Below are 15,723 nucleotides of genomic sequence, written 5' to 3' on the forward strand. Positions count from 1 at the left end.
CCGGCTACGACAAATGCTCGCCAGCGCACTCAGTCACGACTTGCTTGAGTTGCGCCAGCGCAGGCGAGGTGTCCTGATGTCGTCCGTGCAGGCACAGCTTCACGGACGGTAGCGGGGGAAGGCCTTCCCGCGCACCGAGCCGTCTGAGCGACGAGGGAATGCCCGCTCCGGTTCGCAAGGTGATGCCCAGACCTGCGGCAACGCCTGACCACAGGCTTTGCAGACTGGCCGTCGTGTAGGCCAGTCGCCACGAAATGTTGGCGTTATCGAGCGCTTCGATGCCGGCGCGCCGGAAGAAACAGGGCGGGTTGTACAGGGCCAGATCCAGCGCGTGGCCGGGGCGGACGAGCGTGTCGGTGTCGGCCGGGCCGATCCACGTCATCGGCAGTGTCGCCAGCGGTTCGGCATCGGGTCGGTGCTCGTTGCCCATGACGAGCGCGAGATCGAGTTCACCGCGATCCAGTCGTTCGAGCAGCACGCCGTTTCGCTCGACGGCAACTTCCACTCGCACTACCGGATGCGTTTTCTTGAACCGTCCGAGCGCTGCCGGAAGCCACGTTTCGGCAAAGTCGCCCGGCAGGCCGAAGCGGACGACGCCCTCGATGGACGCGCCGCGCACGGCCAGCACGGCCTCGTCGTTGAGATCGAGAATGCGGTGCGCGTAGGAAAGGATCATGTCGCCGGCGTCCGTCAGCGCGAGCCCGCGCCCCTGTCGGCGAAATAGCGGATGGCCGACCTGTTCCTCCAGCTTGCGCATCTGCTGACTGACCGCCGATTGCGAGCGGCCGATCCGCTCGGCGGCGCGATTCAGGCTGCCGAGCTGCTGGGTTGCGAGAAACGTCCGGAGCGCGTCCATATCGAGATTAGGTAACGGCATCGTTCAGTTTTTCCGAATGGTTGATGCTGAATTATCGCATTCATTGCACGGTTCGTCTGGCTATCATTTGTGCGGGCCATGGATTCGGTGGCGCTCGTCACGTACCTCCGCCTCTACCGATCAGGCCATTCTTTGCGTGCCATTTCGACCTGTCATGGAACGCGTTCATGGAGAAATTTTCGGTATGAGTAGCCAGACGATTTTCAAGCGCAGCATGTTCGTCGCCGCGTTATCGGCTTGCACGTTGATGGCGGCCGCCCCGCGCGCGGACGCCGCTGCCATCGATCCTTCGTTCGTAGGAACGTGGACGCTGGTCGCGGCCGATGTTCAGCATCCTGATGGTTCGCGCGGTCGGGATTACGGCGCCGCGCCCAAGGGATTGTTGCTGATCGATGCGCAGGGCCATTACTCGTTGCAGATTTTCAAGGCGGAGCGTCCCCGGTTCGCTTCCGGCGACAAGGCCACGGGAACGCCCGAGGAATACAAGGCGGCCGTGATGGGATCGAGTACCCACATCGGCATCATCAGCGTCGATCCGGCGAAGGGCACGCTGACGTTTCACATTCAGAACGCGTCCTTTCCGAATTGGGAGGGGGAGCAACAGAAGCGCAACTTCGAGCTCAAGGGCAATGAGTTGAGCTATCGCGTGGTGCCGCGTCCCAATGGCGATGTTCCGATCTCGATCTGGCAACGGCTGAACTGATCGGGGCGATGGTCGGGGCATCGGCCCCCCCATTCTTTTCATCAACAGGAAATTTTTCGGGGCTTGTGCCGCTTCAGGCGCACGTCGGCCAGTGTTTCTCACACCGGCGTGCGCGTTCCCATACGTTGGATATTCCCCGGAACCAACGTGTCTACCTCGTATCAGAACGACCTGAATGCCGGTCGTCCGGTCGACTGATCTTCCACCCGGCACGCACCTTGCTCCGTCGATCACATCGACGTTTTCATCGACGCGCGCGTGCGTATGCATACGTACGCCAACGCACGCCCACGCAGGGAGGACACGCTTGCAAATCGGTACCCTCACATCGCTTAAGGCATTCGAAGGCATTTCACCGGCCGACTGGTTATTCGCGGCGGTCGCCATGTTGTTGAGCTACGGCATTCTGAGCGGCGTGTTGCGGTTTGCGCTGGGTCGGTTCGGGGCGCTGTCGAGGCGTTTGCAATCGCCGGCCGCAAGCGTGTTCGCCGAAGTGCTCGGGGCGACGCGCCATTTCGTGATCTTCGTCGCCGCGTTGCTCATCGGCCTGAAGATGCTCGACCTCGGCGAGAAGTGGGACACCGCGATCGTGCATGGCTGGACCGTGCTCTTTTGCCTGCAACTTGCGTTGTGGGTGAATCGCGCGGTCGGCGCGTGGTCGACGCGTCGTATGCAGCATCGCGCCACCGAGCCGGATAACCCGGTGATCGTCACCATGACAGCGTGGACGGTGCGTGTGCTTGCCTGGGCCGTACTGCTGCTTGCGATGCTGGCGAACTTCGGCGTGAACATCACGGCATTCGTTGCCAGCCTCGGCATCGGCGGCGTAGCCGTAGCGCTCGCCGTGCAGAACGTGCTCAGCGACCTGTTTGCGTCGCTGGCGATCGGGCTCGACAAGCCTTTCGAAGTGGGCGACTTCATCGTCTTCGGCGACGTGGCGGGGACGATCGAGCGCATCGGTCTCAAGACCACGCGTATTCGCAGCCTGAGCGGCGAGGAGATCGTCTGCGGCAATACCGAATTGCTCAAGAACACGCTGCACAACTACAAGCGCATGTCCGAGCGACGTATCGTGTTCACGTTCAGCGTGAGCTATCACACGGTGCCCGACAAGCTCGCGATGGTGCCTGCGCTGGTGAAGGAGGTCGTGCAGGCGTCGGGCAAAACGCGCTTCGATCGGGCGCACTTCAAGCAGTTCGGCGCGAGTTCGCTCGACTTCGAGGTCGTCTACTTCGTGCTCAGTCCGGATTACAACCTCTATATGGACTTGCAGCAGGACATCAACCTCGCGCTCATGCGCGCGTTTCTGGCGCAGGACATCCGGTTTGCGATTCCGGCCAGTGTTCAGTATTTCGCGCAGGCGCCTGAGCCGCCCAAACTACCTGACGTGGCGTCGGCAACACACTGAGTCTGCTGGACGTCGCACACGTGCTGGCACGTTCATTGCGGCGTGGTAGGATCGATCGCATCCACGAGGATTCCGATCGTGGCTTCGACCTAATCCGGGCCTGCCAGGGGGCAGGTACATCAGGAGGCCAGTATGTCTGCCGAGCAGAAGACGTCGCATCGCGGGTTCACCATCATTACCGTTCTGGAACGCCTTTCGAAGGGGCGTGCGCGGCTCTCCGCCAAGGTGATCGCCAGCGACGACGACCACAAGCGACGTCTCGGTGGAAAGAAGCTGCTGCAAGCCAAGCGCTGGTTCGATCATTATGCGGACGATCTCGCCGCGCCGGTGATCGCGGGTCTCAAGCACACCATCGATCTCGAACTGGCTGCTGCTGCGAAGGCCGCGCCGAAGACCGCCGCGAAGCCGACGGCGGGGGCTGTCGGTGTGAAGAACGAAAAGCCTGCGAAGGGCGCGAAAGCGGTGAAAGGTGTGAAGGCGGAGAAGTCGGCGGGCAAGGCCGTCAAGACCGTCAAGCCGGTCAAGCCGGTTGATGCAGCCAAAGCGCCGAAGGCGGAAAAAGCGGCAAAGCCTGCCAAGGTCGTGAAGGTGGCCAAGGCTGGGAAGGGCGAGAAGGATAGCCAGGTCGCCATGCCGGCAAAGGCAGTGAAGGCACCGAAGGCAGCGAAACCTGTTGTGCCGGCGAAAGCCGTCAACGGCGCCGCGCCGGTCAAGTCACCGGCGCGCGCACGCAAGCCCGTGACACGTGCCGCCGCGACCTCGCGACAGCGCGCAACGTCGGCGTGAGTGTCTCGCCGCTCAAGAATTGACCGTCACGTAATACCGATCGAAGATCACGTTTCCGACATTTGCGATACCTGAAACGGCGCACGCCCTCCGGCGATGCGCCGTTTTTCATTGCGTCGTTGATATTTGCCATGGAGACAGGCGCGCGGTCATCGATGCGAAGTCGCACCGCATATTGCGAGCCGGTGATGGACGTTATCAAGGGCGCCGAATCATCGATGCCGCGCGTTGCATATGCCGGATATTTCATGTGTTGCAAATGCACCACTGACGTGCGAAGTGTGACGCTAACGTGTCAGAATGCACCCGCTTGCAAGTGACCGGCGGTGCTATTCCTTAATAGGGAAAGCACCGCTCGTCATTTGGTGAGTACTCCATTGCATATGCGGTTGCAGCATCGTCGTCACACGGAACGAGGCGGCCGATATCGGCAGGAGACGCCTGCGTGGCAGGCCACAAATATAAGACCACTATCAAAGAGGATAAAGATGAAGCGCTTCCAACTCACGGCTCTGGCGGCTGCCAGCTTCGCCGTTGCTGCGCCGGCAATGGCGCAAAGCTCGACGACCAACGTGACGCTGTACGGCGTGATCGATGCCGGCGTTGCCTACGTCAATAACGTCGCCAGCGGTCTGAACGCCAAGGGCGCACACAACTTCCAGGCCGTGAGCGGCATTGGTCAGGGCAACCGTTGGGGCCTGAAGGGTTCGGAAGATCTGGGCGGCGGTCTGAAGGCTGTCTTCGTGCTGGAAAACGGTTTTAACCTGATGAACGGCACGATGCTGCAGAACAGCCGCATGTTCGGTCGTCAGGCATATGTGGGTCTGCAAAGCGCACAAGCCGGCACGGTCACGATCGGTCGTCAGTACGATTCCGTGGTGGACTTCGTGAGCCCGCTCACGTCCGCCAAGCAGTGGGCCACGCAATACGGCGCGCACATCGGCGACATCGACAACCTGTACAACTCGTTCCGCGTGAACAACTCGGTCAAGTACACGAGCGCGAACTACAGCGGCTTCTCGTTCGGCGCCTTGTACGGCTTCAGCAACGAGCCGAACACCGGCAACGGCACGGGCTTCTCGCACAACAACGCCTTCAGCCTCGGCGCTTCGTACGCGAATGGTCCGCTGACCGCAGCCCTCGGCTACATGCACCTGTCGAGCCCGGGTACGGCTAACGGTTCCGGCGCGGTGTCGAACGACTACTCCAGCGCTACGGACATCTTCTACACGAGCGCCGTGGACAAGCACGACATCGCTGCGGCAGGTGTCTCGTACCAGATCCAGGCGGCCACGATCGGCTTCGTGTACAGCTATGCCAAGGTGAAGTACGTCAACCAGTCGTCGATCCGCGTGAACACGTTCGAATTGAACGGCAAGTACCAGATCGCTCCGAATCTGGTGGGCGGCCTGGCGTTCATCTACAGCGATGGCAGCGTGGGCGGTGCAACGGCACTGTCGGGCATCTCGAAGGGCACGAAGCCGCGCTGGTTCCAGGTCAACGCCGGTACGACCTACGCATTCAGCAAGCGCACCGAAACGTACCTGAACGGCGTGTACCAGCGCGCTACGGGTGACGCGGTCGTTGCCGCGATCGACAACGTTGGCGGCCCGACGGGCACCGGCGCGCAGTCGCAGATCGCCGTGATCGCTGGCGTGCGCCACAAGTTCTAAGCGGCTTTTCAGGCGGAATCTCGCGATTTCGGCTTGATTGGCGGGGAGGGCGCCTGACGCCCTCTCTGACCGGAACGGGCTCTGCCATGTGCTGGCAGGGCCCGTTTTACATGGAGGGGCAGCAAATCGTGTGCATTTGACGTCCTTTCTGTGTATAATCACGACCTTGTCCAAAATATGGGCATTGCGGGAAGCGGGGCTCACTGACGAACGATGAGCGCGCCGCTTCGCCATCAATCAACCGTTCAGCCAGTCTGGAAGGCGCGATACTGGGTTCGCAGATAGCGGGCTGGGGGTCGAAAGCCAATCGGGAGATCGCAGAGGAGGTGAGTCGCGGTCCCGCCGGATGTGGTGTAGTGCAGTCCGTAGCAAGTCCGTTCGTCGCGCCTGGCCTGGGGGATGTCTCCGGCAGGGCGGGGAATGGTGTCTTTGCGCGGTAAATCAAATTTACGGCTCTTATGGGGCCGGATCACTATTCGAGATATTGCATGACCAAGATCGTTATCAAAGACGGTGAACCCGTTGAAGTCGCACTGCGTCGTTTCCGTCGCGCCATTGACGGCACGGGCCTGATCAAGGAAGTCAAGGCACGCGCTGCTTACGAAAAGCCGACGGCTGAACGCAAGCGCAAGAAGGCGGCTGCCGTGGCCCGTCTGCGTAAGCGTCTGCGCAGCCAGACCCTGAAGAAGAAGATGTACTAAGCACCGGTTGCGCCGTATTGGCGCAATGCAGTGCGAAGTCGAAAAACCCGCCAGCTGGCGGGTTTTTTTATGGGCAGACGGGGCGGGGCGATTTGCTACACTCGTGGCCTGCCGTCTGTCTGACGCATCCCCCCTCACATCACAATAACCCCATGAAAACGTTGACCTTTGCCGCGCTCGACGCGTTGACCGGGCAAGCTGCGCAATCGCCCCGTGCCCGTATGAACCAGAACCTGCACGAATCGCTGGACGATTCGATTCAGCGTCTGGCGATTGCCATGGAACCTGAGACCTATATTCGTCCGCATCTGCATCACCACACGTGGGAGTTGCTCACGGCGTTGCGCGGACGATTCGTCGTATTGACGTTCGATGCGGCGGGTGTCGTTGTGGGGCGCCTGGTGTTGGGAGAAGACACGAGCGTGGTCGAAACGCCGCTTGGCACTCACCACACCGTGCTGTCGCTCGATCCGGGCGCGGTGATCTTCGAGGTCAAGCACGGCCCGTATCGTCCGTTCGTCGAGGCGGATTACGCGAGCTGGTCGGCACCGGCGGATACGCCCGAGGCCTCGGCGTTCATGACCTGGGTCAAAACGGCGCAAGTGGGCGATCGCTGGGCGGCGTGAGTCTGCCAACGCCGCGCCGCGCTGTCTGTGTTGACGCGGCGATCACGGACGTGTCCTGTGCGGCTGCAAGCCCTGCTAGGACCCGCTTCCGCTGAGAGGCACGCGTGCGCCCTTTCAACGCCGGCGCTGTGCAGATGTTGACAGGGCGATCAGCGTGTCCAGCCTTCAAACTCCGTTGCCATGGCGATCAGCGCTGTGGCGGCGGCGTCTACCGCCCCGGGCCAGTCGTCGGCGGCGGGTGGCAATTGGTAGTGGCGGAGGTCGTCAGGTGAGAAGCGATCGTCGTTGCCCAAGTGGGTGCCGTGCCGATCATCATGATGCGACGCAGCCGACCGGGCAGCACCCAGACGCCAGACGGGGACGCCCAGGCCTTCGGCCAGATGGGCGTGCACCGCATTCAGCGAGATCACCAGATCGAGATTGTCGATAAGCGACGCTGCGTCGGCGAGGTCGTCGCAGTCGGCGCGCCAGTCGATCCAGTCGACGGATTCCGGCGGCATTGCAGCAGACGCTTCATCTCCGGGCCGCCCCAGCGGTATCCACGATACGCCGGGCACGCGCAACAATGGCGCTAGCAACATCAGTCGCGAGGCGTTCCCCATCGAATCCATCCGTGTGTTGTCCGCGAAGGCTTCCAGTCCGGCAAAACCCACACAGAAACCATGCTGCGCCGCTGCGGCGAGCCGGTCACGCCAATGGCGTGCTGCGGTACTTGCCACGCGCAGAAACGGGCGTCCCGCGTGGGCATGCGCGGCTTGTGGCCCGAGCGTTCTGGCGAGCGTGGCAAGCGGGCAGCGAAGATCCCAGTCCGACACGTCGCGCGGCATGCGCGAGAGTACGACAACCCGATCCCCCATCGACCATTCGACGAGCCGGCGCGCATCGGGCGGCCCCACGAAGCCGATCTTGCCGAACCGGGCGGCGGCGGTTTCCAGATAGCGCAGTTGGCTGACCATCTCGGTATCGTGCCCGGTGCCGATGACGAGCAGATGTTGATGCAGCGTGTCGCCGCCACCTGCCCAGTTCGGCAGTGGGCAATCCGGGTGAGGGCTGAGTGCGGCGCCGATCTGGGCCCAGGCTTGGGCGATGTCTTTGGCGGCGGGGGCGTCGCTGGCGTCGGTTGTCGGGACTGCGCGCTGCGAAGGCTTCGTCATACGAATCCTGGCATCGAGAAGGGAACGGAAAAGGTCGGGGATCGCGGCACCGGACGACAGGCGCGCGGCAACGTTACGGCCGGAGAATGCTGGGGGAAGGCACGAAGTGAATGATAGGGGTGTCGCGGGGTGCGGCTGTGCCGGGGTCTTTGCCCACGGGGCCGATTCGTTTGCCGGACGGCAAAATATTTGATATTTGAAGCAGATCGGGCGAGGGGATCAGGCCGGCTGTCGGGTGGTCATCCCGGGAGGTCTGGCGAGGCGATGCTGTCTGACGGGGGAGGGCGATCTGCCGAGATTGGATCCGCCCCTCAAGCGTCGGCAAAAAAGCCGGGTTTGAGGGGGGAAGTGCGGGTAACGTCGATTTACTTCTTCTTGCGGACGACCTTCTTGGCGGGGGCCGGGGCGTCGTCGTCCTGAACGGTCAACTGGCCGCCCGTGCCGAGGCCGCCGGCGACGGTTTGTTGCTTGTAGTTCTTCACGGCGCGCACGACGTTGTTGTACGAGTCGGTGAACGCCGCCACGATGACCTTGCCTTCGGCGGTGTTCGAGTAGCCGCCGAGCGAGCCGCCGGCCGAGCTGCCGACGATGCGGCCGAGCGCGCCGAAGTCCATGGCCGAGGCGCTGCCTTCTGCGGCGGCGATCTGCACGCTGGAACGGTTGTCGATGACGGTCAGCAGGGTGCTGGCTTCCTTCGAGTTCATGCTGCCGGCGAGTGCGCCGATGGCCGAACCGATGCCGCCCGGCAGGAGGCCGGCGAGGCTGGCGCCGGCACCGCCGGCGTTGTTATTCGTGAACGTGATCGACGGGCTGATCGCGTAGTCGGCGGCGACCATCTTGCCCTTGCCGAAGTTCGACTTGCCGCGCAGTTCGCCGGATTCCTGGAGCGAGCGTTCGCCCATGATGGTGTTCATGCCGCGACCGCGATCGACCACGACGAAGCAGTTCGATTGCTGGACGAGGAGCTTGAGCACCGGCACGGTCGAGCCGAGCTTGTACTGGCCGGTCAGCACGCCGTACCACGGCGCGGACGTGTCTTCGATGACGGCGATCGTACCCAGCGGGCGATCGCACTTCTCGAGCGTGGAGTTTGCGTTTTCGGAGTTTGCGCCGCCGGCCGAACCGGTGGCTGCCGTCTTGGCGCTGCTGCTCCCCTGGTTCATGGTCGAGCAACCCGCCATGATGCCGGCCGCAAGCAGCAGACCGGAAATTTTTACGAGATGGTGTGCCATTTTCCTAGTTCTTTAGAATGTTGTTCTGGAAAGGGCGACGCTGCCGCACCCGCATGAAGCCTGGGTTTCGGCCAAGTCGGTGACGCCGCCGAATGCCAGGAGTCCAAAAAAGCAGGAGTGAAAGTCATTTAGGGTAGGACTCCTATGCTGAAATGCTCCGTAAGAACATTCCGCGCCGCATGCTAGCACGGGTGTAAATTGCGTAGACCCTATCAAATTTAGTGGGGATTACGAATGGATTAGGTGCGTGCTTTCGCTAGGATTAGGTGTGGATTAGGTAGAAACCATTAATCGATTTTCTAATCGCTCACGAATGGACTTTGAAGCAGGACACTGGAACGTGGTTGCCGGTTGGACGTATGGCGGCGCTGAGATGAGGCGACAGGCGAGCGTCGTGTCGAACGGAAACGAAACAGCAAACAAAAAGCCCCGGCAGCGATCGCTGTGCGGGGCGTTTTTTGTTTGGGGATGCAGTGAGGTGACGTCTGCGATACCGTCTTTTGGTCCCCCGGCAGGAATCGAACATTAAGTAATGATGGGGTTGTATCGGTATCTCTTTTAATTTATACCCCCAAAAATACCCCAATCTCCATTCCATTGCCACAATGTCGTGCTGTCGCAACACGCCACCTTTAGTGAGCTTTACACGCGACTGCACCGCCGGTTCCACGACGATTGTCTCCATGGACGGCCATGCGAGCAACGACTTCGCCTCGTCCATCGTTCAAGCGCCGGCGTGCGGGGTACTCGCTGAACAGCTATCGGTCAGGAGCACGGTAGTTTGTGCACATGCTAGGAGGCTCGTCAAACGAGAAAGATCACAAATGCGGCCTTTTCCGGAGATCAGACTGAGAAAATCGCGGGCCGGTCATTGCCGACGCGGAATCACAGCGGTATGGGGTATTGCAGACAATAAAATTCGGAACATTCGGCACACCGTTGCCGCTAGGAAAGAACACTCAGCGAGTCTCCCACAGTCCATGTTTTTTCATAGGGTTCGTGAGCGAGGAGTTGGAAATTAGCTTGGCAGGGCCTCCGCGCCGGCCTCCGACGGGGTCGAAGCGGACCGTTCGGATTCTTCTGGCTTTCCGCTACCCCCTCTCTCCCACTTAAGCGAGCCATTTGCCATACCATTAGAGTTTGTTACAACAATCTGAGGGCGTGGAATTACCTCTAACATTCCTGACACACCCGACTGGCTTATGATACGACCAAGTAGGCGTGTGCCTGAGACGCCACTATGTTCGGACTCCCGGTGCGCCTCCGCGCTAACAAATCGAATTCTCTCTGCCGTGATGGGATCAATCTCGATGGTTGTACTGAATAGGACCAAGATGCGATCGTTCGCTAATTGATGCATAAATAGCGGGATGGCTCCGTCCTTGTACGCAAAATCTTTTCCTGCGGGCTCAGACGAGATATAGAAGTCAACTGACACGGCAGAACCGCGATTAGGCGCGGACAGCCGTGTGACCTTTTTTGACGGTTTCGCGTGATCGTCTCGAAGTTCGGACTCGGGAAACAGTACAAAGAACCTGTGGGTGAAATCCCCTGCGTTAGACCGTGGCCCTTCCCACCTTGCAATATGGCGACCTGACCTTGGAACGAATGGAGCGGCGCCGACTGCTTCTGACCGAATCGACCATTGATCTCGTCCGCTCTGGTGTAGGCTTATTTTTTGCGACTTTGCAAGGCTACACGAAACGTAGACGTCGTTTTTGTTAATGAAGACAGACCAAACGGCAGACCGTCGGTCGTTCGCGTCAACCATGAAGCGAAAAGCTGTTTGCTTACCCATAAATGCCCTCGCATTTCGCGACCAAGCAATGGAATGCCAAAAGAAAAGCTCCCGAGTTGGGAGCTTTTCGTGCCGTGAAAGCGTACGGATCAGCTACGCAGCTTTAGGAAACCATCCATCGGCGGTATCTTGGAACACAAGTTTCTCTTCATCGTTTTTGCGATCCAAGTCGATCAACTGCTCAATGAGTTCCTTCAGCTTTACGTTCCCGTCCACCGTCTCAAGATAAATCGCGCGCAGCATATGGTCTGCCCCCTTAGGGATCCGTCCTCTACGTTCCCAAAGCGAAACAGTTTCCACCGCTGCGCCGAGCAGATCGCCTGCTCGATTCTGCGACAGTCCCAATGCCTTACGAAGGAATCTAAACTCGCAGCCAGTTAGATGCGGCTTTTTCGCAATCGCACGGCCGATCGCCAAACTCAGGCCGTCGGCATCGTCGATAGATACGGTTTCGCCATACGGCGTCTTTCGAACAGTGTAACCGTTGGCCAGCCACACGTTCTGAAGCCCTGTCTCTGTGTAGTGGTACATGGTCTTTTCCCCTCAGAACACTGTTATCACAACAACCCACCGCCCATGATCGTCATGCATTATGGCGGCAGCGACGCGAACGTCGTCACCAGCATGCCGACGCTGCAACGTACATTGCCAGTGGCCGTGAATGTTCTCATGTGCGGGTTCGCTCACTTGCCCGTTCCTCAAGCACTCGTAGACTTGAGTCGGCGTGATCTTACGTTGTCGCATTCGTTGCTTCGAATGCTTACTAAATTGTACGCGTGACGTATCAGCCGAAGCCTCGCGAATCATCCGAAGAAGATTTGCGTCGTTCATACGAAATGGTATCGGTTGGTTGTCTTGCGCCATGCCGTAATTATTACGGCTTACTTGGGCGAAGGTCAATAAAAAGTCGTACTTTTTACGGGTTGCGATTCCAGTACCCACCATTTTTTGGAATTGATGCGCTGTGTTTTTGTACAGTATTTGTGCTAGTCTACCCCCCCCTCATCGGCACCACGAGGGAGGTCGCTATGCGAGATCCCCACACCACCCGATTCATCGTCATCCCATTTCGCAAAGGGGCTGACGGTGATCTGCTGCCCGTTGAGGTGCGGTCGGCCAGCACGAGCGTCGGCGCCGTGCGCGTCGCCCATTCGATGAGGGAGCTACACGCCGGGGTCGCGGCCTACGAGGTGCTGGTCGATCCGAAGATAGGTGCGATAGAAGCGCTCAAGGTGCAGTCCCGGCTCTTGACGGGACCGCGTTACGGTCGATGCTGATCTACGTATAGTGTTTGACGTCCTCGCTATGAACTTCAGTCACTTTTGTCGAGATTCGACAGCGTTGTGAGATTTCCCATATTCGGACTTACAACCGAGATTTGTAGTGGCAGAAGACGAAAACAAAATAATATGCATACCGAACTAACCTTCGGCGCGCATAGATAGATGATCCTAGACGGTAGTTTTCTGACGCGATTGCTTGCTCCTATGCGGGATGCTCTTCGGCGGATTGCCCGCGCCTCCAAGAACGAGTATGAGGTCGAAGATCTAGAGTCTGAGGCATACCTAGAGGCTGTCGCTTATGTCGCCGAAAATGGCGACGTGGCGCCAGAGGACGCTGCTCTTCAGGAGGGCATTCTGACTCGCCTGATGCGGCGCTTCGGCTTCTTCGCCAACTACAAGGACCGAGGCGCTTATAGGCTCGACCAGGAGTCACGTACTGACGATGGCGAGTTTGTGGTGAACTCGGTGGCAGCGCGTCTGACTGCTGACGTTTCGACGGAGCCGGCTGAGATTCTCGAGCGTGCGCAGCGAGAATGGGAGCAAGAGGAAACCGTTTCCGGACGTTTCTCGGAAGCAGTAGCCTACCTACGCACGTTCCAGAACTTTCATGGCGGTAAGGTTGAGCTCGCAAGCTACCTTGCGATTCACCCTCGGACGCTGGATACGAGATTGCGCAGGGCGATGGCGCTGGAGGGGAGGCAGCCATCGATGTTTGACGGTATCGAAATACTGTCAGAAGATTTTCACCCTGCGCAGGGTCTTCTGCGACGCCGTCGGGCGTTTTCCAAATTCCATCGAATATGCGGAGAGGCGCGTCCTTGGCAGGCGCACCTCTACTCGAGAGTCGGATCGATATTGCTACGCGGTTAGTTTCGGGTTGGCCCAAGACGAGGATGCAGGTCCAGGCTAAACTGTTCGGGCGCCCCGGCAAGCTCGCTTCTATGCTTCTCGATGATGATCCAGTCGGCGCGCGTGTCAAGATGCGCCAAAAGCCTCTTGGCAAATTCGGTCGCTCTGATGACCTGATCGCACGTCATCAAGCGAAAACTCGGTGTGCCGACATAGAACCTCAATACGCGATAGGCCGCGCTGAATGGTACATGTCGGTCGATCACCAGTTCGGTTGCATAGCGCAAGGCGTCGGCTCGATCGGCCGACGTGCTTCTCGCATTGCCGGTGCGCGGATTCACTGCGGTCCCCTCAGTCCAGTACTTCCAGAGCACATCGTCGCATTCGTTCTGATACTGGATCACACGCTCACGGATCTCGTCCTTCACCTTTCCCGGATGGATGCCGGTAAGCCACCCGAATATTTTCCGAAGAGGGATGCACAGGTATTGCTGGGCACCTGCGTTCGAAGGGATTGTGATGATCACAACACCCCACCGGCGCTCATTGGCGCGCAATTTGGTGAACTGACTTGCCCAATCCAGCCCCATTCCCTCGACGATGGGCTTCATCGGGGTGTACGGCTGCCCGCCGTGTTCGACAAGCAACAACTCTGCGCCGTGAAACGGCACTTTAATTTGGGGCGTCAACGCCCGCGTGCTAGGATACATGCGTTCATTCTCCAAGGTTGAACACCGAGCCCTGACCGCCCATCTCCCCAGATATTCGGTCGGGGCTTTTTCTATCGTTCTTCCGCTTTCGTGCGCGACTCCTTCTTCCTTGCGTCGTTCAGCGTATTGACGATCACCCAATGCAGCGACCGGTCAAGCCGGTCGGCCTTCTCCTGCAGAAAATTCCGCAGGTCCGCCGGCATTCTCAGCGGGTACGAACTCGGTTGCAGCGCCTCCATAAGATTTCCCTTTCTTGTTATCCACAAAAAGAATCATAGTAGAATCTATTTTGAATCATATGGGTAGTATCGTCACATCAGATAGATTTAGTCAAGAGGTGCTATGGAAACCGAAAAATCGAGTGCCAAACAGGCCCGTGCTTATCCGCTTCGAATGAGCTCGGAATTGCGCCGGGAACTAGGTTTGCAGGCTGAGGCGGCGGGTCGCAGTCTCAATCAGGAGATCGTCGATCGACTCGAAAGAAGTGTTGGTCCGCCCCCTAAGATTCCCAAGGGCTTGCAGCAAATCATCGAAGCTGCTACGGCAGGCACCGACGAGTCTCTTGAGGAGGCAGCCCTCCGGTTAGTGGTGCTCGGGATTCAGTCGCAAGCGATTCGCAAGTCATCCGAGACGGCCGTTGCTGCTGAGCGGTACCGAAACGTTGCAGTCCAAGAGTTGCTCGTTTCCACGAACGAAAGGCTTGGCGAGCTTCTTCGATATCTCGCAAAAGTACCGGCCGTTGATCCGGAAATGATTGCGGCGGCGTCAATGCACAAAGAGGCAATGTCGAGCTACCTTGCACGATTGGACCTTACCGTTGTGAAGCCCTTCGCAAAACCTGTATGTGATCCGAAGTAATTTCATCTCCCGAGCAAGCCCTCTTGACGTATGCCACTTTTGTCACTAACCTTTAAACACCGCTGAAACAACAGCGGTCCGGCCTGGAAACCGGGATAACGTGGGCGGACAGCCGCCGTTGAGCGGTTTTTTTACGTCCGTTGCCTTTGCACGTCCTATCAATGGGCGAGCCATGGTGGGGGTGCGCTTGCGCACGCCGGTGCCTACGTTCCGGTTTTCCAGCCCTGTCATGTGCTCGCCCACCCTCCTGGAAAAGAGTGGCGAGCTTTCTACCTAACGTAGGAGGCTGTATGCGCGCTAATCAAAACTCCCTTGATGCAGATTTCAGGCTGTTCCCGGCCCAGAAGATGCAGTCTATTCCCTCCGGCGTAGTTTGCCTGGAGCGAATCACCGATCTACTCGAAGACGTCAGAACAGTCGCTTCGGGGGTATCAACAGTCCTCACAATCACGAGCAACAACATCACCGAAACTTCACTTGCGGGAAGCGACGCTAGTGATGCCGACGGTGCTCCCCTCTTGCCTACAACGGTGGAGTCACTCGTCAATCTGGCGCGGTACGCCTCGGACTCTCTCATTCGGAGAATTGAGGATGTCGCGGATGTCCTGATGGACCAAGTTGTTGCAGCGGGAGATGAGCAATGAGCGCGCCGAAGACGAAACCTTCGAAGGAAAAAGAAGACGAGTACCTGAAGCCGTCGTTTCGCGGAGCGCTCGTCAAAGACTGGTGGACGGAAGGAGAGCCGGAACGTTATGTGATTCACTCCGGGCACGTTGCCGATATTCGACGAGCGTCGGCCGCCGTGACAACTATTGCCCGTCTTGTGCACAATAGTATCTCTGAGCCATTGATGTCCGGTGTCGAACCGTTGGGTGCACCCGCACACCTCGGCCTGCTCAATGCTCTGGAGATTGTGGGTGCCCATCTGCACGAGGTGGCCGAGCATATGTTTGAAGACGCGAAGCTAGGCGCCGAGATTCTTGGCGAGCGTGAGCCTTGGTTGGCGCGTCAAGTGGAGTGACGCCGGATTTATTCTAGTAAGCCGATTTGGTACAGGTGCTTGAA

General features: G+C 59.1%; 18 protein-coding genes. 11 read left to right on the forward strand and 7 right to left on the reverse strand.

Features of this window, described 5'->3' with window-relative positions; translation table 11 throughout:
* Nucleotides 1-4: 4 nt before the first annotated feature.
* A complete protein-coding gene (locus tag C5N93_RS16270) occupies nucleotides 5-877 on the reverse strand; it encodes a LysR substrate-binding domain-containing protein (RefSeq protein ID WP_242560102.1) in 873 nt (290 codons plus the stop codon).
* A gap of 247 nt (nucleotides 878-1,124) precedes the next feature.
* Here C5N93_RS16270 and C5N93_RS16275 point away from each other — a divergent pair, with 247 nt between their 5' ends.
* From C5N93_RS16275 to C5N93_RS16300, 6 genes are all read left to right on the forward strand, one after another.
* Nucleotides 1,125-1,580: a lipocalin-like domain-containing protein gene (locus C5N93_RS16275; RefSeq protein WP_242560431.1), complete on the forward strand. Its 456-nt coding sequence runs from the start codon at nucleotides 1,125-1,127 to the stop codon at nucleotides 1,578-1,580.
* A 307-nt stretch (nucleotides 1,581-1,887) separates the two neighbouring features.
* Nucleotides 1,888-2,988 (forward strand): mechanosensitive ion channel family protein, encoded by a 1,101-nt coding sequence (locus tag C5N93_RS16280; RefSeq protein WP_242560103.1) that lies wholly within the window; start codon nucleotides 1,888-1,890, stop codon nucleotides 2,986-2,988.
* Nucleotides 2,989-3,120: 132 nt separating this feature from the next.
* Nucleotides 3,121-3,774, forward strand: a complete 654-nt coding sequence (locus tag C5N93_RS16285; protein ID WP_242560104.1) for a hypothetical protein — start codon at nucleotides 3,121-3,123, stop codon at nucleotides 3,772-3,774.
* A gap of 488 nt (nucleotides 3,775-4,262) precedes the next feature.
* Nucleotides 4,263-5,447, forward strand: coding sequence for a porin (locus tag C5N93_RS16290; RefSeq protein ID WP_242560105.1), 1,185 nt, complete (start codon nucleotides 4,263-4,265; stop codon nucleotides 5,445-5,447).
* 488 nt (nucleotides 5,448-5,935) lie between these two features.
* A complete protein-coding gene (rpsU, locus tag C5N93_RS16295; protein WP_010806331.1) occupies nucleotides 5,936-6,148 on the forward strand; it encodes a 30S ribosomal protein S21 in 213 nt (70 codons plus the stop codon).
* A gap of 152 nt (nucleotides 6,149-6,300) precedes the next feature.
* Complete coding sequence (locus tag C5N93_RS16300) at nucleotides 6,301-6,774, forward strand: WbuC family cupin fold metalloprotein (RefSeq protein ID WP_150723210.1); 474 nt, start codon at nucleotides 6,301-6,303, stop codon at nucleotides 6,772-6,774.
* A gap of 149 nt (nucleotides 6,775-6,923) precedes the next feature.
* On the opposite strand, the gene C5N93_RS16305 is transcribed toward C5N93_RS16300, so the two are convergent.
* The 4 genes from C5N93_RS16305 to C5N93_RS16320 all read right to left on the reverse strand — a co-directional run bounded on the left by C5N93_RS16305 (nucleotide 6,924) and on the right by C5N93_RS16320 (nucleotide 11,903).
* Nucleotides 6,924-7,928 (reverse strand): hypothetical protein, encoded by a 1,005-nt coding sequence (locus C5N93_RS16305; RefSeq protein WP_242560106.1) that lies wholly within the window; start codon nucleotides 7,926-7,928, stop codon nucleotides 6,924-6,926.
* A 365-nt stretch (nucleotides 7,929-8,293) separates the two neighbouring features.
* A complete protein-coding gene (locus C5N93_RS16310; RefSeq protein WP_069344150.1) occupies nucleotides 8,294-9,160 on the reverse strand; it encodes a CsgG/HfaB family protein in 867 nt (288 codons plus the stop codon).
* Between the two features lie 1,891 nt (nucleotides 9,161-11,051).
* Entirely contained in the window at nucleotides 11,052-11,489 is a 438-nt protein-coding gene (locus C5N93_RS16315; protein ID WP_242560107.1) for a transcriptional regulator, read from the reverse strand.
* A 12-nt stretch (nucleotides 11,490-11,501) separates the two neighbouring features.
* Nucleotides 11,502-11,903, reverse strand: a complete 402-nt coding sequence (locus C5N93_RS16320) for a DUF4258 domain-containing protein (RefSeq protein ID WP_347403310.1) — start codon at nucleotides 11,901-11,903, stop codon at nucleotides 11,502-11,504.
* Between the two features lie 83 nt (nucleotides 11,904-11,986).
* Between C5N93_RS16320 and C5N93_RS16325 the strand changes: the two genes are divergently transcribed.
* Nucleotides 11,987-12,235, forward strand: a complete 249-nt coding sequence (locus C5N93_RS16325; protein WP_242560108.1) for a hypothetical protein — start codon at nucleotides 11,987-11,989, stop codon at nucleotides 12,233-12,235.
* Nucleotides 12,236-12,403: 168 nt separating this feature from the next.
* A complete protein-coding gene (locus C5N93_RS16330; protein ID WP_242560109.1) occupies nucleotides 12,404-13,111 on the forward strand; it encodes a hypothetical protein in 708 nt (235 codons plus the stop codon).
* Here C5N93_RS16330 and C5N93_RS16335 read toward each other — a convergent pair.
* On the reverse strand, nucleotides 13,108-13,800 hold the full coding sequence (locus C5N93_RS16335; protein WP_242560110.1) for a phage antirepressor N-terminal domain-containing protein: 693 nt from the start codon (nucleotides 13,798-13,800) through the stop codon (nucleotides 13,108-13,110). The two genes, C5N93_RS16330 and C5N93_RS16335, sit on opposite strands and share 4 nt — an antisense overlap.
* Before the next feature lie 71 nt (nucleotides 13,801-13,871).
* Nucleotides 13,872-14,039 carry an Arc family DNA-binding protein gene (locus tag C5N93_RS16340; protein ID WP_242560111.1) on the reverse strand — a complete coding sequence of 56 codons (168 nt, stop codon included), beginning with the start codon at nucleotides 14,037-14,039 and terminating at the stop codon, nucleotides 13,872-13,874.
* A 103-nt stretch (nucleotides 14,040-14,142) separates the two neighbouring features.
* On the opposite strand from C5N93_RS16340, the gene C5N93_RS16345 reads away from it, so the two are divergent.
* The 3 genes from C5N93_RS16345 to C5N93_RS16355 all read left to right on the forward strand — a co-directional run bounded on the left by C5N93_RS16345 (nucleotide 14,143) and on the right by C5N93_RS16355 (nucleotide 15,679).
* Nucleotides 14,143-14,658: an Arc family DNA-binding protein gene (locus tag C5N93_RS16345; RefSeq protein WP_242560112.1), complete on the forward strand. Its 516-nt coding sequence runs from the start codon at nucleotides 14,143-14,145 to the stop codon at nucleotides 14,656-14,658.
* 290 nt (nucleotides 14,659-14,948) lie between these two features.
* Nucleotides 14,949-15,302, forward strand: coding sequence for a hypothetical protein (locus tag C5N93_RS16350; protein WP_242560113.1), 354 nt, complete (start codon nucleotides 14,949-14,951; stop codon nucleotides 15,300-15,302).
* Entirely contained in the window at nucleotides 15,299-15,679 is a 381-nt protein-coding gene (locus tag C5N93_RS16355; protein WP_242560114.1) for a hypothetical protein, read from the forward strand. The genes C5N93_RS16350 and C5N93_RS16355 overlap by 4 nt, the downstream gene beginning before the upstream one ends.
* Nucleotides 15,680-15,723: the final 44 nt, after the last annotated feature.

It is taken from the genome of Pandoraea sp. LA3, assembly GCF_022696215.1.
Classification (GTDB): Bacteria; Pseudomonadota; Gammaproteobacteria; order Burkholderiales; family Burkholderiaceae; genus Pandoraea; species Pandoraea capi.